Source organism: Variovorax sp. S12S4 (genome assembly GCF_023195515.1).
Lineage (GTDB): Bacteria > Pseudomonadota > Gammaproteobacteria > Burkholderiales > Burkholderiaceae_C > Variovorax.
In genome coordinates, this window is the sequence record NZ_JALPKR020000002.1 from 3,695,739 (window position 1) to 3,721,183 (window position 25,445).

Consider the following 25,445-nt stretch of genomic DNA (forward strand, 5'->3'; position numbering starts at 1 on the left):
GGCGCCTTCCTTCAGTCGAGGCTCTTGCGCGTGACAGCGCGGGCAAGCAGCAGCAGCCCGACCGCATAGGCCACGAGGATTGCGCAGTTGCGCCAGATCAGCGGCCAGACGTCGCCCGCGAGAAACAGCGTCTTGATCAGGTCCATGAAGTAGGTGGCCGGCAGCACATGCCCGATGGCGCGCACCACCGCGGGCACATTGCGCAGGTCAAACAAAAAGCCCGACAGCATCATCGAAGGCATGAAGGTCGCGATCAGCGCTACCTGGCTTGCAAGAAACTGGTTGCGCGTGACGGACGAGATCACGAGGCCCAGGCTCACCGCCACGATCAGGTAGAGCATCGAGCTGAGCACCACCGCGAACAGCGAGCCGACCATGGGCACCGCGAACAGGAAGCGCGCGGCCAGCAGGCACAGCGCCAGGCCCAGCATGCCCACTGCAAAGTACGGAATGATCTTGGCCACCAGTATTTCCACCGGCCGCACCGGCGTGACGAACAGCGCCTCGAGCGTGCCGCGCTCCCATTCGCGCGCCATCACCAGGGCAGTGAGAAATGCGCCGACCAGCGTCATGATGAGCACGATGAGCCCTGGCACCAGGTACCAGGTGCTGGTGTTCGCGGTGTTGAACCACATGCGCTGCTCGACGGTTACGCGGCCGATGACGGGGGCGTCTGCGCCGGTGGTGCGCCCGCCGCGGTCGGCCTGCCGCACGGCCGTTTGCGCGAGAGCGCCGCTCACATAGGCCAGGATGATGGTCGCGCGCCCCGCGTCCGCGCCGTGCACGATGAGCTGCACGCGCGCGTTGCCCGCGGCCAGCGAGCGCGAAAAGTCGGCCGGCACGCGCACGATGCCGTCGATCTTGCGCTCGCGCATCAATGCCTCGGCGTCGTGCATGGAGCCGAGCAGCACGGGCGCGATGGTGGGCGAAAGCTGCAGGCCGGCAATGGCTTCATGCGCCGTGGGCGAGGCGTCCTCGAGCACCACGCCCACCGGTGCGTTCTTCACGTCGAGCGACATGCCGTAGCCGAAGATCAGGATCAGCACCATCGGCAGCAGGATGCCGATGGCCAGGTTGCTGCGGTCGCGCAGCAGCTGGCGAAACTCCTTGCGCGTGAGCGAGATGAGCCGGGTCCAGAAGCCGCTCATGCCGCCACCTTCTCGCTTTCCTTCTCGCCTTTTTTCTGGCGCTCTTGCCGACGCGCTTTCTCGACGATGCCGATGAACGCCTGTTCCATGTCGATGCGCTGTTCGCCTTGCTCGCCGTCCATCGCCTGCGCGCGCACCTCCCGCGGGGTGCCGATGGCCAGCACCTTGCCCGCGTCCTGGATCACGATGCGGTCGCAGTATTCCGCCTCTTCCATGAAGTGGGTCGTGATGACGACGGTGGTGCCGCCTTCGGCCAGGGCCGTGATGCGGCGCCAGAACTCGCGGCGCGCGAGCGGGTCGGCGCCGCTGGTGGGTTCGTCCAGAAAGAGAATCTCGGGTTCGTGCAGCAGGCCCGTTGCCATGGCAAGGCGCTGCTTGTAGCCGCCGGGCAGCTGTCCGCTGGGCGCGTCGAGTTCGCGCTCCAGGTCGAACTGGCGCAGCACGGTGTCCATGCGCGCCTGCAGCTTCTGTCCGCGCAGGCCGTAGGCGCCGCCGAAGAACGAAAGGTTCTCGCGCACGGTAAGGTTGCCGTAGAGCGCGAATTTCTGCGACACGTAGCCGATGCGCTGCCGGGCCTGCGCGCGCGCATGGCGCAGGTCGACACCGGCCACGCGCAGCTGGCCGCCGCTTGCGGGCAGCAGGCCGCAGAGCATGCGAAAGGTGGTGGTCTTGCCCGCGCCGTTGGGCCCGAGCAGACCGAAGATTTCGCCGCGCCGCACGGAGAAGCTGGTGCTTGCCACGGCCACGAAGTCGCCGAAGCGGCGCACCAGGTCTTTCACTTCGATGACCACTTCGCCGGGCTCGCCCGCGGCCGGAGCAAGGCTATCGGCCACCGCTGGTTGCGCCACTGCAGCGGGCGCCTGCTGCGTGCGCAGCAGCGTCATGAAGCCGTCTTCAAGCCGGGGCGGCACCGGCTCGGCACGGGCGCCGGCCAGCAGCGCCGCAAGCGCGGCGTCGCTGGTGCCGGGCCGGCGGATGAAGCGCACCTCACCGCCGTGCGGCACGGCATCGACGATGTCTTGCTGCGCATCGAGCAGGTGGGCCTGCATCAGGCGCGGTGCTTCGCCCGGCGGCGGCGTGGCGACGAAGCACAGGCCCTCGGCGCGGTCGCGGATCTCGGCCGGCGTGCCTTCTGCGACGAGCTGGCCTTCGCGCAGCACGAACACATGGCTACAGCGCTCGGCCTCGTCGAGGTACGCGGTGCTCACGATGACGGAAAGTTTTTCTTCATCGACCAGCTGCTGAACGATCTGCCAGAGCTCGCGCCGCGAGAGCGGATCGACGCCCACCGTGGGTTCGTCCAGCAGCAGCAGGTCGGGCGAGCGCACCAGCGTGCAGGCCAGGCCGAGCTTCTGCTTCATGCCGCCCGAGAGCTTGCCCGCGGGGCGGTCGGTAAAGCGGCCGAGGTCCGTCATTTCCATCAGTCGCGCATAGCGTTCGCGCCGCTGCGCGGACGGCACGCCGTGCAAGTCGGCGTAGAGGTCCAGGTTCTCCTGCACGCTCAGGTCTTCGTAGAGGCCGAAGCGCTGGGGCATGTAGCTGATGCGGTCCTGCACCGCTTGCGGGTCGGCGGATACATCGATGCCAAGCACGCGCAGTTCGCCTTCGTCGGCGCGCATCAGGCCGGCCATGAGCCGCAGCAGCGTCGTCTTGCCCGCGCCGTCGGGCCCGACCAGCGCGGTGAGCGTGCCGGCGGGAATTTCGAGCGACACGCCGTCGAGCGCGTGCACGGCTGTCTTCGACGCCTTGACCGTGAAGCGCTTGTGCAGCGAGCGTCCGCTGACGGCTGGCTCAGCGCGCAGCATTCAACGTCCCTCCGAGCATGCGGTCTTGCTCCTTCCCCTTCCCGGGGAAGGTTGGGATGGGGGCAGGGCAGAGCGCCCGATGGACACGCCGCTTGCCCCCACCCCAGCCCTCCCCGGGAAGGGGAGGGAGCAATGCGGGACGACGAGCGATGAGGTTCGCCATCACGGCCTGCCGTTCGAAGTCAGCTGCAGCCGCACGGTCGCCGGCATGCCGAGCCGCAGCCGGTCTTCCTTGTCGTCGACCATCACGCGTATTTCATACACAAGGCTGCTGCGCAGCTCTTCGGTCTGCACCGTCTTGGGCGTGAACTCGGCCACCGACGAGATGTAGCCCACCTTCCCCGCCACCGGCCGGTCGGGATGGCTGTCGGTGGTTACGCTGGCCTCCTGGCCAGGGCGCACGCGGCCGAGGTCGGGCTCGGCCACATAGGCGCGCACCCACTTGGGATCGGCGATGGCCAGCGTGAAGGCCGGGCGCTGCGGCGAGGCCATGTCGCCGGGTTCGAGCAGGCGGGCGCGCACCACGGCATCGATGGGGGACTTGAGCTCGGCTTCGGCCAGCTGGTGGTTCATGAGCGCGAGGTCGGCGCGGGCCGATTCGAGTTGCGCCTGCGCCTGTGCGATGTCTTCCTTGCGCGGACCGGCCACCGCCAGCTGCTGCGCCTTGCGGGCGTTGTCCAGCTGCGCCAGCGCCACCTTGCGGCGGGCCTGCGCGCTGTCGAGGTCCTGCTGGCTCACGGCGCGTCCGGCCGTGGTCTGGCCGATGGCCTGCAGGCGCGCGAGCTGCTGCTGGGCCAGGTCGGCATCGGCCTGGGCGGCGGCCACTTGCGCGCCGGCCTGCGCCAGTTCTTCGGGGCGGCTGCCGGTCTTCAGGCGCAGAAGGGCCTGCTCCTGCACGCCGATGCGCGCCTGCGACTGCGCCACGCGCAGCGCGAGCGAGCGGGTGTCGAGCTTGCCGAGCAACTGCCCGGCGCGCACACGGTCGCCTTCGCGCACCGCGAGTTCCGCCACGCGCTCGTTGGCGTTGAAGGCCAGCGAGACCTGGCGCACGTCGACATTGCCATACAGCACGAGCGTGTCGGACGGCGGGGCCGAGCGATGGACGTACCACCAGCCGCCCGCCGCGGCAGCGAGCGCCACGAGGGCAACGGCGATGAGAGGTTTCTTGTTCATGAGCGGTTCCTGCCGGGTTCCAGACTTGGAGTGGCTGCATGTTATCAAATTGAAATTTGAATTTGAAGTATTTTTTCAATTCGTTTAACCTAGGGCCATGGCTTCCCGCTCTTCCAGCACCCGTTCTCCCGCTCCACGCTCCACTGCCTCGCGCACCCCGCGCACCGACGGCAACGCCACCCGACTGCACATCCTCGAGACGGCAGGCCAGCTGTTCGCGGAACGCGGCTTCGCCGAAAGCACCAGCAAGGAAATCTGCACCCGCGCCGGCACCAACATGGCGGCGGTCAATTACCACTTCGGCAGCAGGGACGGCCTGTACGAGGCCGTGCTCATCGAGGCGCACCGCCAACTCGTGAGCATGGACGAGCTGGTCAGCCTGGCCAGTGTGCAGGCCGACCCCCGGCTCAAGCTGCGCACCTTTCTCACGCACCTGATGGAGATGGGCAGCCAGCCCAAGGCGCCGTGGGGATTCCGGGTAGTGCTGCGCGAGGCGCTGTCGCCTTCGCCGGCGCTGCCGGTGATGGTGCGCCAGGCGGTGCTTCCCAAGGCCAAGCTGATCCGCGGCCTGATCGGCGGCATCATGGGCCTGCCGGACGATCATCCCTCGGTGCAGCGGGCCATGCTCTTCGTGGTGCTGCCGTGCATCGTGATGACGGTGGCCCCCAAGGACCTGCGCAACGAAGTGCTGCCGGCCCTGAAGAACACCGAAGGCCTGGCGGACGACCTGATGCGCTATGTCTTCGCCGGCCTCGATGCCGTCGCGAAGGAGGCCAAGGCCGGGGCGCCCACCGCCGCTACAGCTGGAAAGCGACGGTAAGCAGCAGCCCTTCGGCCACGTCGCGCAAGAGGCCCGGTCGCCGCGCGCGATAGGGCTCGCCGGCCGAAGCCGTGGTTTCGATCCACTCGGCCAGCCAGTCGATTTCATGCGGGCCGTAGAACACCACGGCCGCCTCGTGGTTGAGCAGCAGGCTGCGCAGGTCGAGGTTGATCGATCCGCACATGGCCAGTTCGTTGTCGACCACCACCGCCTTTGCATGCGCCATGAAGGGCAGCATGCGAAAGCTCACGCCCGCGCGGGCCAGGTCGCGCATGGCGCGTGCGCGCACGAAGTCGGCCAGTCGGTGGTTCGACTGCGCGGGCATCGCGATGGTGACCTGCACGCCGCGCCGGGCGGCCAGCCGCAACGCATCGCGCAGGCCGTCGCCGGGAACGAAGTAGGGCGTGATGGCAAGCACGCGGTGCTCGGCCCGAAAGCAGGCATCGATCAGCAGCGCGTGGGCGGTGTCCTCGGTCTGGTCGGGGCCGCTCGGCAGGAACTGCGCCATGGCGCAGCCCGGGCCTTCCTGCACGTCGTCGGCCGTGATGGCGCGCGCCTTGCGGCCGCGCACCGAGCTCCAGTCATGGTCGAACTGCCGGGCCGCCGCAGCAGCCACGCTGCCGCGCAGGTCGAACGAAAGATCGTGCCATGCCTGGGGGTATGTCTCGCTGCCGGTGAAGTATTCGCCCGCCAGGTTGCGCCCGCCCGACCACAGCCAGCCGTCGTCGGCAATGGTGAACTTGCGGTGGTTGCGCAGGTTGCGCGGCCCGATGCGGCGCAGGCTGAAGAAGGGGCGGAACACCGCGACCTCGCCGCCCGCCGAACGCAGCACTTCGAAGTGGCGGCGCGGCAGGGTCAGCGCGCCGAAGCCGTCGAGCAGCACGCGCACCTTGATGCCTTCGCGCGCGCGCCGCGCCAGCCGCTCGATGACGGCGCGGCCCATGGCGTCGTCGCCGATGATGAAGGTGCACACGTCGATGCGCTCCCGCGCGCCGTCGATCACCTGCCACAGCGCCTCGCGCGCGGCCTCGCCGTCGGCATGCAGGCGAATTGCGCAGCGCCCCGGCGGCGCTAGGCCGAAGCTCTCGATCAGGTCGGCGGCCCAGTGCCCCGGCGGCACCGAGCGCGGCGGCCGCGGCGAGCCCGCCGGGCGCAGCTTGCGCTGGCCGAACAGCAGGTAGGCCGGCAGGATCAGGTAGGGCATGAGCACCAGCCCCATGACCCAGGCAATGGCGGTGGTGGGCGCACGCTGTTCGCGGCGCGCGCGGGTGGTCAGTATGTAGACCAGCAGCGCGAAGGTGACGACAAGAAAATGCTGTGAGGGTGAGGGCAGCCAGTCGAAGCTCGTGTTCGGCATGCGGCAATGATGCCTGAGGACCGGGTGGCGCCGCCAGCGATCAGCGGGGCATCAAAAACGAGGCCACGTCGCGCCCCTCCGAGGCGAGAAAGCGCATCATCGGCTCGACCACCGTTCGCACCGCAGGCCGTTCGCCCATGCGGCTGCGCCAGGCCAGGAGCCGCGGCGTGGCCTCGGTCATGCGGGCACCCTTGCGATCGGCAAAGATGCAGGCCATGTAGAAGGCGATGTCGGCAAAGGAATAGGGGCCGGCAAGGTGTGCGCGCGTGGCCAGCAGGCCTTCCATCTCGTCGTAGAAGCGCGCGCAGGCGGCGCAGGCCGCAACGGCCGGGGCGCTTTGCATGTCGTGCTGCAGGCCGAAGAGCCTGATCACGTTGGGAAAGAAGACCTCGTCGGACTTCTGCTCCAGTTGCCGCGCGCGGGCCCGGTCGGCAATGCCCTGGGGCCACAGCGCGAGGTGCGCGGGGCCCGGGTAGCGGTCTTCGAGGTATTCGAAGATCTGGGTCGAGTCGAACAACTCGACCTGGTCGTCGATGAGCACCGGCACTTGCTGCTTGACGGGGTTCACGCGCAGCACCTCGGGGTGCTTGGGCTCGTAGGCGTCGTCCTTGGTGAACGGCACCATCACCAGTTCGAAGTCGATGCCTTTTTCGAGCGCGGCGATCTGCACCTTCGCGCCGAACATGCTGAGGGGGCCTGAGTAGATGGTCGTCATGTCGCCAATTTGACCAGAAGAGGCGCTCGGGCCCCCGCCGAGGGGGCGGCGTTATTTCAGGTCGAGCCCCACACCTCTTGCGCCGTCTCGACCACCAGGCGCAGCTTGTTGCGTTGCGCTTCCACCGCAATGTTGTTGCCGTGCACCGTGCTCGAGAAGCCGCACTGCGGCGACAGCGCGAGCTGTTCGAGCGGCGCGTACTTGGCGGCGTCCTCGATGCGGCGCTTGAGCTCGTCCTTGTCTTCCATTTCGCCGAACTTGGTGGTCACGAGGCCCAGCACCACGGTCTTGCCCTTGGGCAGGTAGCGCAGCGGCTTGAAGTCGCCCGAACGCGCGTCGTCGTATTCCATGAAGTAGGCGTCCAGGTCCATCTCCTTCAAGAGCGCCTCGGCCACGGGCTCGTAGTTGCCCGCCGCGGCGTGCGTGCTCTTGAAGTTGCCGCGGCACAGGTGCATGGCCAGCAGCATGCCCGGCGGCTTCTGCGCCACCACCTTGTTGATGAAGGCGGCGTAGCGGTGCGGCAGCTCGTTCGGGTCGTCGCCGCGCTTGCGTGCGGCTTCGCGCATGTGCTCGTCGCACAGGTAGGCCAGGTTGGTGTCGTCCATCTGCACGTAGGTGCAGCCCGCCGCGGCCAGCGAGCGCAGCTCGTCGCCATAGGCCTTGGCCACGTCGTCGTAGAACACGGGGTCGAGCTCTGGATACGCGTCCTTGCTGATGCCGGCGCGGCCGCCGCGGAAGTGCAGCATGGTGGGCGAGGGAATGGTCACCTTCGGCGTGCGGCCCGCGGACACCTGGCTCTTGAGGTACTGGAAGTCGGCCAGCTGTATGTCCTTGACGTGGCGCACCTTGTCGATCACGCGCATTGCGGGCGGCGCCAGTTCCTCGGTGCCGTCGGGCTTGCGGATGGTGACCGGAATGTCGGTCTTCACGCCGCCGAGCTGGTCGAGAAAGTCGATGTGGAAGTACGTGCGGCGGAACTCGCCGTCGGTAATGCTCTTCAGGCCGATGTCTTCCTGGAACCGGACGATCTCGGTGATGGCCTTGTCTTCGACCTTGCGCAGCTGCTCGGGCGTGATCTCGCCCTTGGCGTTCTGCTCGCGCGCTTCGAGCAGGTATTTGGGACGCAGAAAACTGCCGACGTGGTCATAGCGGGCGGGCAGGGCGGCGTGCTGGGACATTGAAATCTCCGTCGTGGCTGTAAACGAATCGAGCATCGTATCGCCTTGGAAACTTGCTCGCCTGTATACATCAATCTCGGTAATTACCCTGAATTCAGCGATTCCCAGTGGCTTTTTTCTGATTTCTGTATACATTGAGTATTCATGAAGATGCCAAAGCCCACTTTCCCGCTGAACGCCTGGTATGCCGCCGCCTACGACGTCGAAGTGCGTCACGCGCTGCTGCCGCGCACCATCTGCAATGAAAAACTGGTGCTGTTCCGCCGCACCGACGGCCAGGTCGCCGCGCTCGAAGATGCCTGCTGGCACCGGTTGATGCCGCTGTCGCTCGGCAAGCTCGAAGGCGACGAGGTGGTGTGCGGCTACCACGGCCTGGTCTACAACAGCCAGGGCCGCTGCATCCACATGCCCAGCCAGGAAACGCTCAATCCCTCGGCCTGCGTGCGCAGCTTTCCAGTGGTGGAGAAGCACCGCTTCGTCTGGATCTGGCCCGGCGATCCGGCCAAGGCCGACCCGGCGCTGGTGCCCGACATGCACTGGAACGACGACCCGGCCTGGGCCGGCGACGGCAAGATGATTCGCGTGGCCTGCGACTACCGCCTGGTGGTCGACAACCTAATGGACCTGACACACGAGACCTTCGTGCACGGCTCTTCCATCGGCAACCGCGAAGTGGCCGAGGCGCCCTTCGTTGCCACGCACGGCGACCGTTCGGCCACCGTCACGCGCTGGATGGAAAGCATCGACGCGCCGCCGTTCTGGGGCGGGCAGATTCGCCATGCGCGCGGCTACACCGGCAAGGTCGATCGCTGGCAGATCATCCGCTTCGAGGGGCCATGCACCGTGAACATCGACGTGGGCGTGGCCGAGGCGGGCAGCGGTGCGGTGCCGAAGGACGGCAACCCCGGCGACCGCAGCAAGGGCGTGAACGGCTATGTGCTGAACACCATCACGCCCGAGACGGACAAGACCTGCCTCTACTTCTGGGCCTTTGCGCGCAACTACTGCCTGGGCGAACAGCGGCTCACGCATGAGCTGCGCGAAGGCGTCGCCAGCATCTTCCGCGAGGACGAGATCGTGCTCGAGGCGCAGCAGAAGGCGATGGACGAGCGCCCGGACCACCAGTTCTACAACCTGAACATCGACGCCGGCTCAATGTGGGCGCGCCGCCTGATCGACCGCATGATCGAGAAGGAAAAGCCCGCGCGCGCCGCGATTCCGATTCGCCCCGCCGAGAAGCAGGCCGCATGAAGGCCGCAGCCACCTCCGTCTCCCGTATCGCCGATCGAAGCCGGCGACGGCGGCAGCTCGCAGGCCGTGAAGGCGCAGTTGCGCCTGCGCGAAATGATTTTGGCCGGCGAACTGCCGGGCGGCGCGCGCATTGCCGAAGTCGCCATCTCCGAGCAGCTCGGCGTCTCGCGCACGCCGGTGCGCAGCGCGCTCATGCGGCTGGAGCAAGAGGGCCTGCTCGAGGCGCTGCCCAACGGCGGCTATGCGGTGCGTACGTTTTCCGAGCGCGACGTGGCCGATGCCATCGAACTGCGCGGCACGCTCGAAGGCCTGGTGGCGCGGCTCGCGGCCGAGCGCGGCGCGGCGCCCGTGGTGCTGCGCGAGGCGCGCGCCTGCCTGGCACGCATCGACGAACTGCTGCGCGAACCCGCGCTCGACGATGCGGCTTTTTCGCGCTACGTCACGCACAACGAAAAGTTTCACGCGCTGCTGTGCGAAATGGCGGCCAGCCCGGTCATTGCGCAGCAGCTCGACCGCGTGATCAACCTGCCGTTCGCTTCGCCCTCGGGCTTTGTCGTCGTGCAGGCCAATTCGCCCGCCGCGCGCGACATGCTCGTCATTGCGCAAGACCAGCACCTGCAGGTGCTCGACGCCATCGAGGCCGGCGAGGGTTCGCGCGCCGAGGCGCTGATGCGCGAGCACAGCCGCATTGCGCGCCGCAACCTGCGCGAGGCGCTGCACGGCACGCCCGGCGCCGAGCGGCGTGCGCTGCCCGGCGTGCAACTGATCCGCCGGCGCGGCTGAGCGAGCGGCCTTTCTCTTCCTTTTTTGCTGTTGGTGTTCCCCCGATGAAAAGCGATCTTCAATGGATGCAGGCGCAGGTCGTTGCGCTGCGCGACGTCACGCCCACGGTGCGTGAGTTCGAACTGCGGCCAGAGCCGGGCTTTGCCACCACCTACGAGCCCGGTTCGCACCTGCAGGTGCAGGTGATGACGACGCAGGGCAAGCTGCAGACACGCTCTTACTCGATGGTGGGCGAAGGCGACGGCCAGTGCTGGCGCATTGCCGTGAAGCGGCTCGACGACGGCCGCGGCGGCTCGCTCGCAATGTGGCGCCTGGCCGTGGGCGACCGGTTGCAGGTGAGCGCGCCGCAGAACCATTTTTTGCTCGACACCAGCGCACCGGGCTACCTGCTGGTGGCCGGCGGCATCGGCATTACGCCGCTGGTGCTGATGGCCGAGCGCCTGGGCGAGCATGCGCGGCGCACCGGCGTGCCCGTGAAGATGCTCTATGGCGCGCGCCATGCCGGAGAGTTCGCTTATCTCGATCGGTTGCGCCAAGCGTTGGGCGACGACATTGCGGCACATGAGGGCGCGGCACCCATCGACTTTGCAGCGGCCATCGCGGCGCTGCCGCAGGGCGGCCAGCTCTACACCTGCGGGCCGGTGCCCATGCTCGAAGCCGTCAAGCGCGCCTGGCAAGCCGCGGGCCGCGCCCCGGCAGACCTGCGCTTCGAAACCTTCGGCAGCAGCGGGCGGCTCGCAACGCAGGCTTTCACGGTACGCATTCCGCGGCACGACCTGGCGATTACCGTGCCGGCCGATTGCACCTTGCTCGAGGCACTGGACGCCGCCGGCGTGGAAACGCTGTGGGATTGCAAGCGCGGCGAGTGCGGCCTGTGCGCCATGGATGTGCTTGCCGTCGACGGAGAGGTCGACCACCGCGACGTGTTCCTGAGCGAACACGAGAAGCAGGCGACCACTCGCATCTGCGCCTGCGTGTCGCGTGCCGTGGGCACCCTCACGCTCGACTCTTCGTACCGGCCCGACAGCTGAAAACCCGCTGCGCGATCATCGCGCAGTTCATTTGTTCATCGCGCAACAAAGCCCCGGCTCGGGCGCGGAGTAGGTGATTGCCTGCTCCGCCGCATGTTGCAAAGTGTTGAAAAATGGCCCCTGGTTCGCATTCCGTCTCTCCAAGGAAAACCTCATGCAAAGACGCCAACTCATCCAGACCGCAGGCCTCACGGCGCTCGCGCTTTCCATGTCGCTTGCCAGCGCGCAAGACAGCAACAAGTTCAAGATCGGCCTCATCCTGCCCATGACGGGCCAGCAGGCCTCCACCGGCCGGCAGATCGAAGCAGCCGCCCGGCTGTACATGGCGCAGAACGGCGACACGGTTGCGGGCAAGAAGATCGAGCTGATCGTCAAGGACGACGTGGCCACGCCGGACGTGACCAAGCGCCTGGCACAGGAACTCATCGTGAACGACAAGGTGAACGTGATCGCCGGCTTTGGCGTCACGCCGGCCGCGCTGGCCGCAGCGCCGCTGGCCACCCAATCGAAGACGCCGCAGGTCGTGATGGCCGCGGCCACGTCGAGCATTACCGAAGCCTCGCCCTACATCGTGCGCAGCAGCTTCACGCTGCCGCAGGTGTCGGTGGCCATGGGCGACTGGGCACCCAAGAACGGCGTGAAGTCGGTCGTGACGCTGGTGGCCGACTACGGCCCGGGCAACGACGCAGAAAAGTTCTTTACCGAGCGCTTCCAGCTCAACGGCGGCAAGGTGGTCGAGAAGCTGCGCGTGCCGCTGCGCAACCCCGACTTCGCGCCTTTCTTGCAGAAGGTGCGCGATCTCAAGCCCGATGCGCTGTTCGTCTTCGTGCCCTCGGGCGCAGGCGCGGCGGTGATGAAGCAGTTTCTCGAGCGCGGCATGGACAAGGCCGGCATCCGCATGATTGCCACCGGCGACGTGACCGATGACGATCAGCTCAACGACATGGGCGATGGCGCGCTGGGCGTGGTCACCTCGCACCACTATTCGGCCGCGCATCCTTCGCCCACCAACAAGAAGTTTGTCGAGGCCTTCCAGAAGGCCAACCCGAAAATGCGCCCTAATTTCATGGCCGTGGGCGGCTATGACGGCATGCGTGTGATCTACGAAGCGCTCAAGGCCACCAAGGGGCAGGGCGGGGGCGACGCACTGCTCGCAGCCATGAAGGGTCAGATCTTCGAGAGCCCGCGCGGTCCGGTCTACATCGATGCGCAGACGCGCGACATCGTGCAGGACGTGTATCTGCGCAAGGTCGAGAAGAAGGACGGGCAGCTCTATAACGTCGAGTTCGATGTGATCAAGGGTGTGAAGGATCCGGGCAAGGCGAAGTAATTGCCTTCAGGGCGCGCACCCGCCGACGGGGTACCTTGCTCCGCGAATGTCCCCGGGGCTGCGCCCCTCCTCCTTTATTTCGCTGCGCAAGGCACCCCATCGACGGGTGCGTGATTCAGAGCGGTTGTCGATCAGGAGTACACCCAGAGCGTGCCCAAGTGCACAGGGCATCGGGTGCTCCGCGCAGCGAAATAAAGGAGGAGGCCGAAGGCCGGGGGACATTCGCGGAGGGGGAGTACCCGGTGGCCTTTGCACAAGCCCTGAACAACAGCGCCCAGAAAGCCAGCCGCGCAAAAACGTGGCGGAAAAAATGACATGTTGACCATTCTTTTCGACGGTATCGCCTACGGCATGCTGCTCTTCGTACTCGCAGTAGGCTTGGCCGTGACGCTCGGGTTGATGAACTTCATCAACCTGGCCCACGGTGCATTCGCCATGGCCGGCGGGTACCTCACCGTGTTTGCGATGCAGAAACTCGGCGTGCCGTTCCTGGCCTGCCTGCCGCTTGCGTTCATCGTCGTGGCCCTGGCGGGCGCATTGCTCGAGCGAACGCTCTACCGGCCCATGTACGGCAAGCCGCACCTCGACCAGGTGCTGTTCTCCATTGGCCTTGCCTTCATGGCCGTGGCGGCCATCGACTACTTCGTCGGCTCGTCGCAGCAGAACATCCAGTTGCCCGAATGGCTGCGCGGCCGTACAGAAATTGGTGATGGTGCGCTGCTGCTTGGCATGGGGCACTACCGGCTCTTCATCATTGCCGTGTGCGCCGTGCTCACGGTGGTGCTTCAGCTGATTCTTTCGAAGACCCGGTTCGGCAGTCGCCTGCGCGCCGCCGTGGATGACCCGCGCGTGGCTTCGGGGCTGGGCATCAATGTCAATGTCGTGTTCCTGCTGACCTTTGCGGTCGGCTCGGGCCTTGCGGGGCTCGGCGGTGCACTCGGCGCGGAAATCCTCGGCCTCGATCCGACGTTTCCGCTCAAGTACATGATCTATTTCCTGATCGTGGTGTCGGTCGGCGGCACCTCGTCGATCACCGGGCCGCTCGCGGCTGCGCTGCTGCTCGGCATTGCCGACGTGGCGGGCAAGTATTTCATTCCCAAGATGGGCGCGTTCACCGTCTACCTGCTCATGATCCTGATATTGATGTGGCGGCCCCAGGGCTTGTTCACGCGCAAGGGAGGCCGCTGAATGAACGAGCCTTCAACCTACCAGTCGGCCCTGTTGCACAAGGCGCGCTGGCGCCCGCTCGAATTCCTGGTGTGGGCCGTGGCGTTTGCGCTGCCGTTTCTCATGCCTTCGCATTCGCTGCTGGTCAACGAGATTGCCATCGTCGCGCTGTTCGCGATGTCGCTCGATTTGATCCTCGGCTACACGGGCATCGTGTCGCTCGGCCACGCGGCCTTCTTTGGCTTTGGCGCGTATACGGCGGCGCTGTTCGCCAAGCTCGTGATGCCGGACCCGACCGTGGGCTTGTTGGTGGCCACCGTGCTGTCGGCCATGCTCGGTCTCGTGGCCAGCGTCACCATTTTGCGGGGCAGCGACCTCACGCGGTTGATGGTCACGCTCGGCACCGCGCTGCTGCTGCTCGAGCTTGCCAACAAGCTCGACTGGCTCACCGGCGGTGCCGACGGGCTGCAGGGCGTGGTGATGGGGCCGGTGCTCGGCCTGTTCGAGTTCGACCTGTACGGCCGCACGGCGGCCTGGTATTCGCTGGCCGTGATGCTGCTGCTCTTCCTTGTGATGCGCCGCATCGTGCATTCGCCCTTCGGCGCCACGCTGAAGGCGATTCGCGACAACCGCCTGCGTGCCATGGCCATCGGTATCCCGGTGGTGTCGCGGCTCGTGGTCATCTATACCGTGGCGGCCGGCATCGCCGGTGCCGCGGGCGCGCTGCTGGCGCAGACCACGGGCTTTGCCTCGCTCGACGTGCTGGCTTTCGATCGCTCGGCCGACGTGCTGCTCATGCTGGTGATCGGCGGCGTGGGCTGGCTCTATGGCGGTGTGGCGGGTGCCATCGTCTTCAAGCTGCTGCAGAACTGGCTCTCGGCCGTGACGCCGCAGTACTGGATGTTCTGGATCGGCCTGCTGCTGGTGCTGCTGGTGCTGGTGGGGCGCGACCGCGTGCTCAAGCCGTGGACGTGGCTGGGCAAGAGAAAAGGGAGCGGCGCATGACCGACACCGTGCTTTCGATGCAGGGGCTCGTGATGCGCTTCGGCGGCATCACGGCCACCAACAATGTCACCATGGAGCTCAAGCGCGGTGCGCGCCATGCGCTGATCGGCCCCAACGGTGCCGGCAAGACCACGCTCATCAACCTGCTGACCGGCGTGCTCGTGCCGACCGAGGGCCGCATCTCGCTGCTCGGCGAAGACATCACCACGCTGGCGCCGCACAAGCGCGTGGCGCGCGGGCTGGTGCGCACCTTCCAGATCAACCAGCTGTTCGATTCGATGACGCCGCTCGAAACGCTGGCGCTCGTCGTGTCGCAGCAACAAGGCATCTCGTCGCAATGGTGGCGCCCGCTGGGCTCCACCAAGGCCGTGACCGAACGTGCTGCGCAACTGCTGGAGCAGTTTCACCTCGGCGACGTGGCCCGGCAGCAGACGAGATTCATGGCCTACGGCAAGCGCCGCCTGCTCGAGATTGCGATTGCGCTGGCCTGCGAACCGCGCGTGCTGCTGCTCGACGAGCCCGTGGCTGGCGTGCCTGCCGGCGAGCGCGAAGAGTTGCTTGAAACCGTCGCCGCATTGCCGGCCGATGTGTCGGTGCTGCTGATCGAGCACGACATGGACCTGGTGTTCAGCTTTGCCGACCGCATGACCGTGCTGGTCAACGGTACGTTGCTGACCGAGGGCGACCCCGAAACCATTGCCAACGATCCGAAGGTGAAAGAGGTCTATCTGGGCCACGGGGAGCACGCCCATGTCTGAGTTGCTGCGCATCGAGAACCTGAGCGCCGGCTACGGCGAGGCCGTGGTGCTGCACGGCGTGGCCTTTCACTGGGCGAAGGCCAGACCATGGCGCTGTTGGGGCGCAACGGCACGGGCAAGACCACGCTGATCAACACGCTGGCAGGGGCCACCCGGCAACATGGCGGAACCATCACGCTCGGCGGGCAAGCCCTGCACAAGCTCGCACCGCACCAGCGCGCGGCAGCCGGCATCGGCTGGGTGCCGCAAGAGCGCAACATCTTCAAGTCGCTCACGGTGCATGAAAACCTCACCGCGGTGGAGCGCCCCGGAAAGTGGAACCCGCAGCGCGTCTACGAGATGTTCCCGCGCCTGGCCGAGCGCAAGACCAACCTGGGCACGCAGCTTTCGGGCGGCGAGCAGCAGATGCTCGCCGTAGGTCGCGCGCTGGTGCTCAACCCCCGGCTGCTGCTGCTCGACGAGCCGCTCGAAGGCCTCGCGCCGATCATCGTGGAAGAGCTGTTGCGCGCCATCCGCCGCATCACGCAGGACGAGGGGCTGGCGGCCATCATCGTGGAACAGCACCCGCAGGCGATCCTCGCGATTTCCGACCACGCGGTGGTGCTCGACCACGGCACCATCGTGCACACCGACAGCGCGGCGGCATTGCGCAGCCAGCCGCAGGTGCTTGAAAGATTGCTGGGCGTGGCCCGGTAACTGTCCCGGCAAACAAGAAGGAGACACACAGCATGGCGATCCCGAAGACAGTGTTTTGCGGGGGCGCCATGCTGGCGTCCGCCGTATTGCTGGCTGCTTGCAGCACCACCACAGGGCCGCGGAACCTCACGCTGGGTGCCAATGCGGCGGTGTCTTGCGCAGCGCTTGTTGCGCCGGTGGCACCCGCGGCCATCGGCCTGCCGAGCGGCGCGGCAACAATCGACTCGGCCACGCTTGTTCCGGCCGCCGCACTGGCCGTGGCTGAGCGCGCGGGCACCCCCGCGGCGCGCATCACGCCGCCTACGCCCGCGCACTGCAAGGTGCTCGGCCGCATTGCGCCGCTCGATGCGGCGGCGCCGCCCATCCTGTTCCAGGTCAACCTGCCGCTTGCGTGGAACGGGCGCAGCGTGCAGTACGGCGGCGGCGGTTTCAACGGCGTGCTGATCACCGGCCTTGCGCTGGTGCCGGGCGCGCGCTTCGAGCAGCCCACGCCGCTCGCGCAAGGCTATGTGACCTACGGCACCGATTCCGGCCATCAGAACGTGCAGGGCCAGCCGCCGCAGGCCTTTGCGCTCAACGACGAGGCGCTGGTGAATTTTGCGCACGCCTCGTACAAGAAGGTGCGCGACGTGGCGGTGGCGCTGATGCAGCGCGCCTACGGGCAGGCGCCGCAGAAGCTGTACTTCGTGGGCAGCTCCGAAGGCGGCCGCGAAGGGCTCACCATGGCGCAGCGCTACCCGCAGGATTTCGACGGCATCTTCAGCCGCGTGCCGGTCATCAACTGGACAGGACTGCAACACGCCGGCACGCGCAACGGCATCGCCACCATGGGCGAAGGATGGCTGCGGCCCGCGCAGGTGCAACTGGTGCACAACGCTGTGCTCGCGTCATGCGACACAACGGACGGTGTGGCGGACGGCATCGTGTCGAACCCGATGGCCTGCCTGCAGCGCTTCGATCCCGCGAGCCTGCGCTGCGCCGCCGGCACCAGCGGCGACAACTGCCTGAACGATGCACAGGTGCAGGCGGTGCGCACGCTGCGCTCGCCATGGCGCTCACCCGTGCCGCTGGCGAATGGAGTGACCGAGTACCCGGGCTGGGGCATCGGGGGCGAAGGCACGCCGGCCTTTGCAGCCACGGGCGGCTGGAACGCGTGGTGGACTGGCACTGCCGCGCCCACGGTGCCGCCGCAACAGAGCAACGGCATTGCATGGTTCTACGGCAGCGGGGCGCTGCAGTATTTCTATGCGCGCAATCCGTCGCTCGACGTGCGCAACTACCGCGCGGAAGACTTCGCTGCGCGCATTGCCACGGTGTCGCAGCTGATGGATTCGACCAATCCCGATCTCGGCGCGTTCCAGGCTCGCGGCGGCAAGCTGCTGATGCTCGAGCACATGGCCGACTACGCCCAGAGCCCGTTCGCGGGCATTCGCTATTACGAATCGGTGGTGGCGCGCATGGGGCGCGACAACGTCGACCGCTTCATGCGCCTTTACACCGCGCCGGGCGTGGACCACGTGGGCGCCGGCGCGCCCGCCAATGTCGACATGCTCGGCGCGCTGGCCGACTGGGTCGAACGCGGCCGTGCGCCGGCCGGCCTGCAGTTGGCCGAGCAGGAAGTGCAGCCGCCGTTCAGGGTCGTGCGTGCGCGCCCGCTGTGCGAATGGCCGCTGTGGCCGCGCTACACGGGTGGCGACGCATCGCAGGCGGGCAGCTTTCAGTGCAGCAGGTAACAGCGCGAAGGCTGTGATGGCCTAGATTGCGCAGCTGCCGGGGCCGCACGATGCCTGGCCGGCCCCAGCCTTTGCCGCAGCGCCAAAAGGTGCTGCAAGCGTGGCCAGTTGAGCCTTCCACTCGTCGGCGCGGCCGAGCCACGGACCGATGTCGATGCGGCTCGCAGTGCCATCGGCGTGTGCCAGCACAAAGGTCGGAAAGCCCTGGCCACCTGCGCGCTGCAGCAGCTGCCGGCTCTCCGCGATATGCCGGGAGGTCGCCTCGCCGGACAGTCGTGCGAACGCCGATGCAAAGGCCTCGGCATCGAAGCCAAGCTCCGCGGCCACCGAGGTGAGCACGTCCAGGTCGGCAATGCGCCGGCCTTCGACATAGTGCGCGCGCTGCAGCCGGTGGATCATGTCGAGGCCGCCACCTGACCGCAGCGCCTCAGCCGCGAGCACTGCGGTAGTCGGCGGCTCCGAGTCCATGACCGCGCCGATGTCGCGCAGCAGCCCTTCGAAGTAGCCTTCGCCGAAGGGCTGGTCGGTGAGCTCGGCAATGCGCCGGTCGTGCGGCATCACGTAGTCGCGCCACTGCGCGGTGATGGGCCGCCGGTTGGCACCGGTCATCATGCCACCGCCGTGGAACTCGACCCTGAGGCCCGGCACGCTGCGCGCCGCGTCGACCAGCGGTGCGGCCGCGTAGCACCAGCCGCACATCGGATCGAAGATGTAGTGCAGCGTGGGGCTGTTGCTGTCGTTCACTGCGGCCATTTCATTTCTCCCTTGATCACCTTGGCGCTCAGTTCGAGCGACGAAGCGTGCTGCAGCTTGGGGTAGCGCTTCTTCATGGCGGCGACCAGCGCGGCCGAATCCTTGGCTTTGGCGGCTTCGGTTTCGAAGGCCTGCAGGTAGCTGCGCGTGAACTTCACCGAAGCCACCGAGTAGGGCATCGATCCATCCGCATTGGGTTCGAAGTGGCCGGGCACCACGGTCTTGGGGCGCAGCGCTTCGATGCGGCCGAGCGTCTTGATCCAGTCGCGCCGCGATTCGGGCGTTTGCGTGTCGGCCACCCACAGGTGGATGTTGGCCGACACGGGCACGCCGCCGACCACGGCCTTGATGGAGGGAATCCACGCGAAGGTGCGCGCAGGCGTCGGGCCGTCGAGGCCCACTACCTGGATCTTGCGGCCTTCGAGTTCGATGCTGTCGCCGGCCAGCGGCTCGGGCACGACCAGCGCCTTGGGCGCGTTCTCCTTCAGGATGGGGCCCCAGTGCGCGAGCTTGCCGTCCTTCGATGCCTGGATGGCGGCCACGGTCTGCGGCGTGGCTACGATCTTCGCGTCGGGGAAGGCGGCCTGGATCACGTCGAGGCCGAAGTAGTAGTCGGGGTCGCTGTGGCTGATGTAGACCGTGGTCAGCTTCTTGCCGGTGGCCTTGATCTTCTGCACCAGCGCCTCGGCGTCGTTGCGTTGGAACTGCGCGTCGATCAGCACGGCGTCGGCCTGACCGGTGACCAGTTCGGAAGACACCGGGAACATCGACTTGGCGCCGGGGTTGTACACGTCCAGCTTCAGCGGCTCGGCCGCATGAGCTGCGAGCGAGGCGAGGGACAGCGTGGCGGAAAGGGCGGCGGCGGAGAGAAGGCTTCTGCGGAACATGTCGGGTCTTTCGGTTGAATAGGCTTGATGGGTGACAACGTGACAGGCCCGATGGTAGGTTTCTATAAAAGAAACAAAAATCCCGATTCGACCAACGAATAGTTTCTGTTTTCGGTCGAATTGCATTCCGGGCGGTCAGTCCGTGGCGCACTTTTCGAGATGCGCCACCAGCAACTGCGCCGCCAGCGACAGTGTCTCTTCGCCGCGAAAGCAGATGGCGAAGCGGCGGCGCGCCCAGGCGTCGGTGAGTGGCATGAGCCTGAGTCCATAGGCGTCGGCAAAGGGCTGCGCCACTTCCGCGGGCACCACGCTGATCGCCAACCCCGCGCGCACCACGCGCAGCGCGGCGTCGAAGTTGCTCACCAGTACGCGATAGGCCAGCGGCTTGCCGGCGACGGCGGCTTCGCGCGCGAGCATCAGCTGCACGGCGCTCAGCGCCGGCATGCCGACAAACTCGTGCTCGAGCACATCCTCGAAGCGCACCTTGCCGCGGCGTGCCGCCGGGTGCAAGGGGTGTGCGACCACGGCGAGGTGGTCGGTGCGGTAGCTGCGCCGCTGCAGGCCTTCGAGGTCGGCGGCGTCCCAGCACAGGCCAATCGATGCGCTGCCCTCGCGAATGCCGCGCACTATCTCGGGGCTCACGCGCTCTTCCATGTCGACCCGGATGTCGCGGTGCGCCGGGTTCTGCAGAAAGTTGGCCACGTCTTCGGCCAGCGATTCGGCCATGACCGAGGCCGACGCGAGGATGCGCACATGCCCCCGCGCTCCGCTTGCATATGCAGCCATGTCGCGCTCGATGCGCTGCGCGCTGCCGAGCATCGCGCGCGCATGCTCCAGCAAGGTTTCGCCGGCCGGCGTAGGCACCACGCCGCGGCGCTTGCGCAGCAGCAGCGGCGTGCCGACGGCGTCTTCGAGCTGCGCGAGCCGCTTGCTGATGGCCGAGCCGACGATGCTGGCTTGCTCCCCGGCGCGCGCGATGCTGCGGGTTTCGCACACGGAGACGAAGAGGCGGAGGGTGGTCAGGTCGAGGTCTCTCATGTGGTTGCCGGGTCTTGAGATGTGGTATTCCATTTTGGAACGAATTGGCTTCCAAAATCTATTTTCTGATTCGAATGGGAACTCCTAACATCGGCGCCAGACCACGAAGGAGACACCTTTGAACGATGTATCGGTAGCAGCACCCGCCGCTCACGCCTTTTTGCCGCCCAGCGCGGTCGTCCGCGAAGTGGGCCTCCGCGACGGCCTGCAGAGCATCGCGAGAACGCTGCCCACCGCGCAGAAGCTCGGGTGGATTCGCGACGCGCATGCCGCCGGGCAGCGCGAGATCGAAGTCGGCTCCTTCGTGCCCGCCCGCCTGCTGCCGCAACTGGCGGACACGGCCGAACTGCTGGCCTACGCGAAGACGCTGCCGGGGCTTTTCACTTCGGTGCTGGTGCCCAACCTGCGGGGCGCGGAACTCGCCATTGCGGGTGAGGCCGACCTGATGATGGTGCCGCTGTCGGCCAGCCATGCGCACAGCTTGGCCAACCTGCGCAAGACGCCCGACGAAGTGGTGGCCGAGGTCGCCCGCATCCGCGCGCGCGCGATGCCGCGGGCTCCAAAACGATGATCGAGGGCGGCGTGGGCACCGCCTTCGGCTGCACCATCCAGGGCCACGTAGATACGGAAGAGGTGCTGCGCCTGATGCAGGCGCTGCTCGATGCGGGGGCTGACCGGGTGGGCCTGGCGGACACCGTCGGCTATGCCGATCCCGCCATGGTCCGCAGCCTGTTCGAGCGCGCACGGCGCATCGCGGGCGACCGCCTCTGGTGCGGCCACTTCCACGACACGCGCGGCCTCGGTCTTGCCAACGTGTATGCCGCGCTGGAAGTCGGCATCTCGCGCTTCGACGCCTGCCTGGCCGGCATCGGCGGCTGCCCGCATGCGCCGGGCGCGAGCGGCAACGTCGACACCGAAGACCTCGTCTTCATGCTCGAGAGCATGGGCGTGCGCACCGGTGTCGATCTGCCGAAGCTGCTCGAACTGCGCCAGCGCGTGGCGGGTTGGCTGGAAGGCGAGACGCTGCAGGGCACCGTGTGGCGCGCCGGCTTTCCGAAGACCTTTGCGGCGGGCGCCGGAGTCGCGGCATGAACGACACCACGACGAAGCCCGAGGAAAAGCGCCTGCCGCTCACGGGCATCCGCGTGGTCGAGTTCACGCACATGGTCATGGGCCCGACCTGCGGCATGGTGCTGGCCGACCTGGGCGCGGAGGTCATCAAGGTCGAACCCATCGAAGGCGACCGCACTCGGCAGCTGCTGGGCGCTGGCGCTGGCTTTTTCCCGATGTTCAACCGCAACAAGAAGAGCATTGCGCTCGACCTCCGCCACCCGCAAGGGCTCGAGGCGGCGCTGCGCCTGTGCGCCACCGCCGACGTGGTGGCGCAGAACTTCAGGCCCGGCACCATGGACAAGTACGGGCTCGGCTATGCCGCGCTCGGCAAGCTCAACCCGCGGCTGGTGTATGTGAACCACACCGGTTTTCTGCCCGGACCCTACGAGCACCGCACCGCGCTCGACGAGGTGGTGCAGATGATGGGCGGCCTCGCCTACATGACGGGCCGGCCCGGTGACCCGCTGCGCGCGGGCACCAGCGTAAACGACATCATGGGCGGCATGTTCGGCGCAATCGGCGCGATGGCCGCGTTGATGCAGCGCATACAGACCGGCAAGGGCCAGGAGGTGCAGTCCGCGCTGTTCGAGAACAACGTGTTCCTGGTTGGCCAGCACATGCTGCAGTACGCCATCACCGGCCAGGCCGCGGCGCCGATGCCCGAGCGCATCTCGGCCTGGGCGCTGTACGACGTGTTCACCGTGAAGGACGGCGAGCAGATTTTTCTGGCCGCGGTGAGCGACGCGCAATGGCGGGTGTTCTGCGATGCGCTCGGCTTCGACGACCTGAAGGCCGACCCCGCCTTGCGCACCAACAACGATCGGGTTCGCGTGCGGCCCGCCTTGCTCGCAGACTTGCGCGGCCGGCTGGCCGACCGCTCGGCCGCCGAACTGTCGGCGATCTTCGAGGCGCGCGGCCTGCCGTTTGCGCCCATCGTGCGGCCAGAAGACCTCTACGAGGATCCGCACCTGAAGGCCACCGGCGGTCTTGCCGACATCCGCCTTCCCGACGGCGAGCGCGCAGGAGAAACCGCGCAGACCACGCTGTTCCCGATCACGCTGGGCGGCGAGCGACTGGGCGTGCGGCTCGATCCGCCGATGCTCGGCGAACACACGCGTGAGCTGTTGGCCGAACTCGGCTATGCCGATGCGCAGGTGGCGGCCATGCAGGCCGAATTGGCCATCGCCTGAGCGCGATTTTTCTTCGAAAACCATAAAGAGAGACAAGACCATGCACACGATGCTTCCCCCGATGACCCGCCGCGCCGTACTGGGTTTTGGCGCTGCCGCCGCCGCACTGGCTGCGTGCCCCGCGCTCGCGCAGGGCTCCGACAAACCCATTCGCTTCATCCTGCCGATCAGTGCCGGTTCGGGCGTGGATGCCATCGCGCGCGCGGCATCGGTTGCGCTCGGCAAGGCCTTCGGCCAGCCGGTGGTGATCGAGAACCTGCCCGGTGCGGGCGGCATCACCGGCACTTCTGTGGTGGTCAAGGCCGCGCCCGACGGGCTCACGCTCGGCATGGTGTCGAACAACCACGTCATCAACCCGGCCGTGTACAAGAAGATGCCCTTCGACGCCATCGCGGACGTGACGCCGATCAGCATCGTGGGCGCGACGCCACTGGTGCTGGTGGTCAACCCGAAGCTCCCCGCCAAGAATGTGAAGGAGCTGGTGGCACTGCTGCGCGCCAAGCCCGACACCTACAACTACGCTTCGTCGGGCAACGGCACCATCATCCACCTGGCCGGCGAGATGTTCATGGAAGAGGCCGGCGTGAAGGCGCGGCACATTCCCTACAAGGGCACCGGCCCCATGGTCACCGACATGATCGCGGGCCAGGTCGAGATGGGCGTGGTGGCATTGCCCGCGGTGCAGCCGCACCTCAAGAGCGGTGCGCTGCGGGCCATAGGCCTGTGCAGCGCGCAGCGCTCGCCGGCGGCGTCCGATATCCAGACGATTGCGGAGCAGGGCTTGGCCAACTACGCGGTCGAGGGCTGGTTCGCGGTGATCGGCCCGCCGAAGATGCAAGCCGCCGACATCCAGCGCGCGCACGCCGCGGTGGCTGCGGCTTTCACGAGCGAAGAGGTGCGCGAGGCCATGGACAAGCAGGGCAACGTCATCAAGCCCACTTCGCCCGAACAGGCCGCGAGCTACTTCAAAAGCGAAGCCGCGCGCTATGCGGCGCTGGTGAAGAAGGCGAACGTCGTATTGGAATGAAGCGCGTGCTCAGGCCGGGCTCGTGATCTTGAGCCCGAGAATGCCCGCGACGATCAGGCCGACGCAAATCAGCCGCGCCGCGTTGGCAGGCTCGTGGAACAGCACGATGCCCAGGATGACCGTGCCCACCGCGCCGATGCCTGTCCATACCGCATAGGCCGTGCCCACGGGCAGCGATCGCATCGCCCAGCCCAGCAGCACTACGCTCAGCACCATCGAAATGGCGGTGCAGATGGAGGGCCACAGCCTGGTAAATCCTTCGGTGTACTTGAGACCTATGGCCCAGCCCATCTCGAGCAGACCCGCCACCAACAACACGACCCACGCCATGTGCGCTCCTTGAAAGGTTTCAGTTCTCGGGCCGCACGGCGCGGTAGAGCGCGCGCACGAAATCCGACTGCGTGATCATGCCGGTGAGCCGCCTTTCATGGTCGATGATGGGGATATGGTGGTGGCCGCCTTCGGAGAACAGCGGCACCAGGTCGACGACCGGGCGGTCGGCGCTGGCCACGCGCACCTGGCGCGTCATGATCTGGCCGACCACTTCGGGCTTGTTCGACACCACGGTGCGCGTGGCGCGTATCAGGTCGCGCAGGCGTCCCGCAATGCCTTCGTGGTGCTCCAGGTCGAGCATGCGAAAGAAGTCGGCCTGCGTCACGATGCCGACCACGCGGCGCGTGCGGTCGATGACGGGCAGCGCCTTGATGCGGCGCTGGTTCATCAGCGTCCAGGCCTCTTGCAGCGGCGTGCCGAACTCCACCGACACCGGCTCGCGCGACATGATGTCGGCGCAGTGCAGCGTGCCGAGGCGCCGCTTGTACGACTCGAGCTCGGTCTGCTGGATGAGCGATTCGAGGTCGTCGCGGCTGATGTCCAGCACCTGGTTGTAGCGGGCCAGCACCGCATCGATGTCGGCCTGGCTGAAGCGGGCGTCGGCCGAGGGCGGCCGCGCCACCTGCACGTGCGGGTAGCGCCTGCCGGTGAACGTGTTGTAGGCCACGCCGGCCAGCACCAGCAGCAGCGAGTTCACGAGGGTGGGGAACAGCGCCGCCGAAAAGTCGGTGGTGTGCGTCAGCACCGCGAGCAGCGCGGCGGCACCGCCCGGAGGATGCAGGCTGCGCGTCGCAAACATCAGCCCGATGGCCGCGCCGACAGCCAGCGCCGCGGCCCAGGCCGCATCCGGCACCCAGCGCACGCAGGCAATGCCCACCAGCGTGGACAGCGTGTTGCCCACGATCACCGACCAGGGCTGCGCCAGCGGGCTTGCGGGCACCGCGAACACCAGCACCGCGCTCGCGCCCATCGGCGCAATCAGCCAGACGCTGATGCCCGCGGCCTCGGCCATCCAGCGGCACAGCAGCGCGGTGATGAGCAGGCCGATTACCGCGCCGCCCACGGCGCGCATGCGCTCGCGCACGTCGACGGTGTTGCGGCCCGGCAGCCAGGCGCGCGCATGCGTCAGCAAAGCGGAAAGCTGCGGCATGGCG

General features: G+C 67.2%; 21 protein-coding genes and 3 pseudogenes. 13 read left to right on the forward strand and 11 right to left on the reverse strand.

Translation table 11 applies throughout. From position 1 onward, the window contains the following. Window positions 1–11: 11 nt before the first annotated feature. The 3 genes from M0765_RS18160 to M0765_RS18170 all read right to left on the reverse strand — a co-directional run bounded on the left by M0765_RS18160 (window position 12) and on the right by M0765_RS18170 (window position 4,126). Window positions 12–1,148, reverse strand: a complete 1,137-nt coding sequence (locus M0765_RS18160) for an ABC transporter permease (RefSeq protein WP_258505196.1) — start codon at window positions 1,146–1,148, stop codon at window positions 12–14. Continuing rightward, complete coding sequence (locus M0765_RS18165) at window positions 1,145–2,953, reverse strand: ATP-binding cassette domain-containing protein (RefSeq protein ID WP_258505198.1); 1,809 nt, start codon at window positions 2,951–2,953, stop codon at window positions 1,145–1,147. The genes M0765_RS18160 and M0765_RS18165 overlap by 4 nt, the downstream gene beginning before the upstream one ends. A 162-nt stretch (window positions 2,954–3,115) precedes the next feature. After that, window positions 3,116–4,126 (reverse strand): HlyD family efflux transporter periplasmic adaptor subunit, encoded by a 1,011-nt coding sequence (locus M0765_RS18170; protein ID WP_258505200.1) that lies wholly within the window; start codon window positions 4,124–4,126, stop codon window positions 3,116–3,118. Window positions 4,127–4,223: 97 nt separating this feature from the next. On the opposite strand from M0765_RS18170, the gene M0765_RS18175 reads away from it, so the two are divergent. After that, complete coding sequence (locus tag M0765_RS18175) at window positions 4,224–4,946, forward strand: TetR/AcrR family transcriptional regulator (protein ID WP_258505202.1); 723 nt, start codon at window positions 4,224–4,226, stop codon at window positions 4,944–4,946. Here the strand turns inward: M0765_RS18175 and M0765_RS18180 are convergent. The 3 genes from M0765_RS18180 to M0765_RS18190 are packed head-to-tail and all read right to left on the reverse strand — an operon-like array spanning window position 4,924 to window position 8,196. Beyond that, window positions 4,924–6,303, reverse strand: coding sequence for a phospholipase D-like domain-containing protein (locus M0765_RS18180; RefSeq protein WP_258505203.1), 1,380 nt, complete (start codon window positions 6,301–6,303; stop codon window positions 4,924–4,926). The two genes, M0765_RS18175 and M0765_RS18180, sit on opposite strands and share 23 nt — an antisense overlap. A gap of 40 nt (window positions 6,304–6,343) precedes the next feature. Beyond that, complete coding sequence (locus tag M0765_RS18185; RefSeq protein WP_258505205.1) at window positions 6,344–7,018, reverse strand: glutathione S-transferase family protein; 675 nt, start codon at window positions 7,016–7,018, stop codon at window positions 6,344–6,346. Between the two features lie 56 nt (window positions 7,019–7,074). Continuing rightward, the gene (locus M0765_RS18190; protein ID WP_126747395.1) at window positions 7,075–8,196 is read right to left on the reverse strand and encodes a 5-methyltetrahydropteroyltriglutamate--homocysteine S-methyltransferase; all 1,122 of its coding nucleotides are present in this window, start codon (window positions 8,194–8,196) and stop codon (window positions 7,075–7,077) included. 144 nt (window positions 8,197–8,340) lie between these two features. Here M0765_RS18190 and M0765_RS18195 point away from each other — a divergent pair, with 144 nt between their 5' ends. The 9 genes and pseudogenes from M0765_RS18195 to M0765_RS18235 all read left to right on the forward strand — a co-directional run bounded on the left by M0765_RS18195 (window position 8,341) and on the right by M0765_RS18235 (window position 17,950). Continuing rightward, window positions 8,341–9,447, forward strand: a complete 1,107-nt coding sequence (locus M0765_RS18195; RefSeq protein ID WP_258505208.1) for an aromatic ring-hydroxylating dioxygenase subunit alpha — start codon at window positions 8,341–8,343, stop codon at window positions 9,445–9,447. 66 nt (window positions 9,448–9,513) lie between these two features. Then, entirely contained in the window at window positions 9,514–10,230 is a 717-nt protein-coding gene (locus M0765_RS18200; protein ID WP_258505210.1) for a GntR family transcriptional regulator, read from the forward strand. Between the two features lie 44 nt (window positions 10,231–10,274). Next, a complete protein-coding gene (locus M0765_RS18205) occupies window positions 10,275–11,261 on the forward strand; it encodes a PDR/VanB family oxidoreductase (protein WP_258505212.1) in 987 nt (328 codons plus the stop codon). 154 nt (window positions 11,262–11,415) lie between these two features. Continuing rightward, a complete protein-coding gene (locus M0765_RS18210; RefSeq protein WP_126747391.1) occupies window positions 11,416–12,591 on the forward strand; it encodes an ABC transporter substrate-binding protein in 1,176 nt (391 codons plus the stop codon). Window positions 12,592–12,906: 315 nt separating this feature from the next. Beyond that, window positions 12,907–13,779: a branched-chain amino acid ABC transporter permease gene (locus tag M0765_RS18215; RefSeq protein WP_258505215.1), complete on the forward strand. Its 873-nt coding sequence runs from the start codon at window positions 12,907–12,909 to the stop codon at window positions 13,777–13,779. Beyond that, window positions 13,780–14,763, forward strand: a complete 984-nt coding sequence (locus tag M0765_RS18220) for a branched-chain amino acid ABC transporter permease (RefSeq protein WP_258505217.1) — start codon at window positions 13,780–13,782, stop codon at window positions 14,761–14,763. Then, a complete protein-coding gene (locus tag M0765_RS18225; RefSeq protein ID WP_258505218.1) occupies window positions 14,760–15,521 on the forward strand; it encodes an ABC transporter ATP-binding protein in 762 nt (253 codons plus the stop codon). Before M0765_RS18220 ends, M0765_RS18225 begins: the two co-directional genes overlap by 4 nt. Next, a pseudogene (locus tag M0765_RS18230) lies at window positions 15,514–16,217 on the forward strand (ABC transporter ATP-binding protein). The gene M0765_RS18225 and the pseudogene M0765_RS18230 overlap by 8 nt, the downstream one beginning before the upstream one ends. A gap of 32 nt (window positions 16,218–16,249) precedes the next feature. Further along, on the forward strand, window positions 16,250–17,950 hold the full coding sequence (locus tag M0765_RS18235) for a tannase/feruloyl esterase family alpha/beta hydrolase (RefSeq protein ID WP_258505219.1): 1,701 nt from the start codon (window positions 16,250–16,252) through the stop codon (window positions 17,948–17,950). A gap of 21 nt (window positions 17,951–17,971) precedes the next feature. Here the strand turns inward: M0765_RS18235 and M0765_RS18240 are convergent, their stop codons facing one another. The 3 genes and pseudogenes from M0765_RS18240 to M0765_RS18250 all read right to left on the reverse strand — a co-directional run bounded on the left by M0765_RS18240 (window position 17,972) and on the right by M0765_RS18250 (window position 20,628). Further along, entirely contained in the window at window positions 17,972–18,703 is a 732-nt protein-coding gene (locus tag M0765_RS18240; RefSeq protein ID WP_258505220.1) for a DsbA family protein, read from the reverse strand. Next, window positions 18,697–19,590 (reverse strand): annotated as a pseudogene (locus M0765_RS18245) (MBL fold metallo-hydrolase); the annotation flags it as partial. The gene M0765_RS18240 and the pseudogene M0765_RS18245, both read right to left, overlap by 7 nt. 135 nt (window positions 19,591–19,725) lie before the next feature. After that, complete coding sequence (locus M0765_RS18250; RefSeq protein WP_258505222.1) at window positions 19,726–20,628, reverse strand: LysR family transcriptional regulator; 903 nt, start codon at window positions 20,626–20,628, stop codon at window positions 19,726–19,728. Between the two features lie 118 nt (window positions 20,629–20,746). Between M0765_RS18250 and M0765_RS18255 the strand changes: the two are divergent. The 3 genes and pseudogenes from M0765_RS18255 (at window position 20,747) to M0765_RS18265 (ending at window position 23,958) form a co-directional block, all read left to right on the forward strand. Further along, window positions 20,747–21,720: pseudogene (locus M0765_RS18255) on the forward strand (hydroxymethylglutaryl-CoA lyase). Beyond that, window positions 21,717–22,931 (forward strand): CaiB/BaiF CoA transferase family protein, encoded by a 1,215-nt coding sequence (locus tag M0765_RS18260; RefSeq protein WP_258505223.1) that lies wholly within the window; start codon window positions 21,717–21,719, stop codon window positions 22,929–22,931. The pseudogene M0765_RS18255 and the gene M0765_RS18260 overlap by 4 nt, the downstream one beginning before the upstream one ends. Window positions 22,932–22,971: 40 nt before the next feature. Beyond that, a complete protein-coding gene (locus M0765_RS18265; protein ID WP_258505225.1) occupies window positions 22,972–23,958 on the forward strand; it encodes a tripartite tricarboxylate transporter substrate binding protein in 987 nt (328 codons plus the stop codon). Between the two features lie 9 nt (window positions 23,959–23,967). Here M0765_RS18265 and sugE read toward each other — a convergent pair whose 3' ends face one another. Beyond that, a complete protein-coding gene (sugE, locus tag M0765_RS18270; protein WP_258505226.1) occupies window positions 23,968–24,288 on the reverse strand; it encodes a quaternary ammonium compound efflux SMR transporter SugE in 321 nt (106 codons plus the stop codon). Window positions 24,289–24,307: 19 nt separating this feature from the next. Then, window positions 24,308–25,441 carry an HPP family protein gene (locus tag M0765_RS18275; RefSeq protein ID WP_258505228.1) on the reverse strand — a complete coding sequence of 378 codons (1,134 nt, stop codon included), beginning with the start codon at window positions 25,439–25,441 and terminating at the stop codon, window positions 24,308–24,310. Window positions 25,442–25,445 lie beyond the last annotated feature (4 nt).

Coding starts and splice junctions, on each gene's coding strand:
- M0765_RS18160 (WP_258505196.1), bottom strand. CDS start 1,148: ATGAGCGGCTTCTGGACCCGGCTCATCTCGCTCACGCGCAAGGAGTTT.
- M0765_RS18165 (WP_258505198.1), bottom strand. CDS start 2,953: ATGCTGCGCGCTGAGCCAGCCGTCAGCGGACGCTCGCTGCACAAGCGC.
- M0765_RS18170 (WP_258505200.1), bottom strand. CDS start 4,126: ATGAACAAGAAACCTCTCATCGCCGTTGCCCTCGTGGCGCTCGCTGCC.
- M0765_RS18175 (WP_258505202.1), top strand. CDS start 4,224: ATGGCTTCCCGCTCTTCCAGCACCCGTTCTCCCGCTCCACGCTCCACT.
- M0765_RS18180 (WP_258505203.1), bottom strand. CDS start 6,303: ATGCCGAACACGAGCTTCGACTGGCTGCCCTCACCCTCACAGCATTTT.
- M0765_RS18185 (WP_258505205.1), bottom strand. CDS start 7,018: ATGACGACCATCTACTCAGGCCCCCTCAGCATGTTCGGCGCGAAGGTG.
- M0765_RS18190 (WP_126747395.1), bottom strand. CDS start 8,196: ATGTCCCAGCACGCCGCCCTGCCCGCCCGCTATGACCACGTCGGCAGT.
- M0765_RS18195 (WP_258505208.1), top strand. CDS start 8,341: ATGAAGATGCCAAAGCCCACTTTCCCGCTGAACGCCTGGTATGCCGCC.
- M0765_RS18205 (WP_258505212.1), top strand. CDS start 10,275: ATGAAAAGCGATCTTCAATGGATGCAGGCGCAGGTCGTTGCGCTGCGC.
- M0765_RS18210 (WP_126747391.1), top strand. CDS start 11,416: ATGCAAAGACGCCAACTCATCCAGACCGCAGGCCTCACGGCGCTCGCG.
- M0765_RS18215 (WP_258505215.1), top strand. CDS start 12,907: ATGTTGACCATTCTTTTCGACGGTATCGCCTACGGCATGCTGCTCTTC.
- M0765_RS18220 (WP_258505217.1), top strand. CDS start 13,780: ATGAACGAGCCTTCAACCTACCAGTCGGCCCTGTTGCACAAGGCGCGC.
- M0765_RS18225 (WP_258505218.1), top strand. CDS start 14,760: ATGACCGACACCGTGCTTTCGATGCAGGGGCTCGTGATGCGCTTCGGC.
- M0765_RS18235 (WP_258505219.1), top strand. CDS start 16,250: ATGGCGATCCCGAAGACAGTGTTTTGCGGGGGCGCCATGCTGGCGTCC.
- M0765_RS18240 (WP_258505220.1), bottom strand. CDS start 18,703: ATGGCCGCAGTGAACGACAGCAACAGCCCCACGCTGCACTACATCTTC.
- M0765_RS18250 (WP_258505222.1), bottom strand. CDS start 20,628: ATGAGAGACCTCGACCTGACCACCCTCCGCCTCTTCGTCTCCGTGTGC.
- M0765_RS18260 (WP_258505223.1), top strand. CDS start 21,717: ATGAACGACACCACGACGAAGCCCGAGGAAAAGCGCCTGCCGCTCACG.
- M0765_RS18265 (WP_258505225.1), top strand. CDS start 22,972: ATGCACACGATGCTTCCCCCGATGACCCGCCGCGCCGTACTGGGTTTT.
- sugE (WP_258505226.1), bottom strand. CDS start 24,288: ATGGCGTGGGTCGTGTTGTTGGTGGCGGGTCTGCTCGAGATGGGCTGG.
- M0765_RS18275 (WP_258505228.1), bottom strand. CDS start 25,441: ATGCCGCAGCTTTCCGCTTTGCTGACGCATGCGCGCGCCTGGCTGCCG.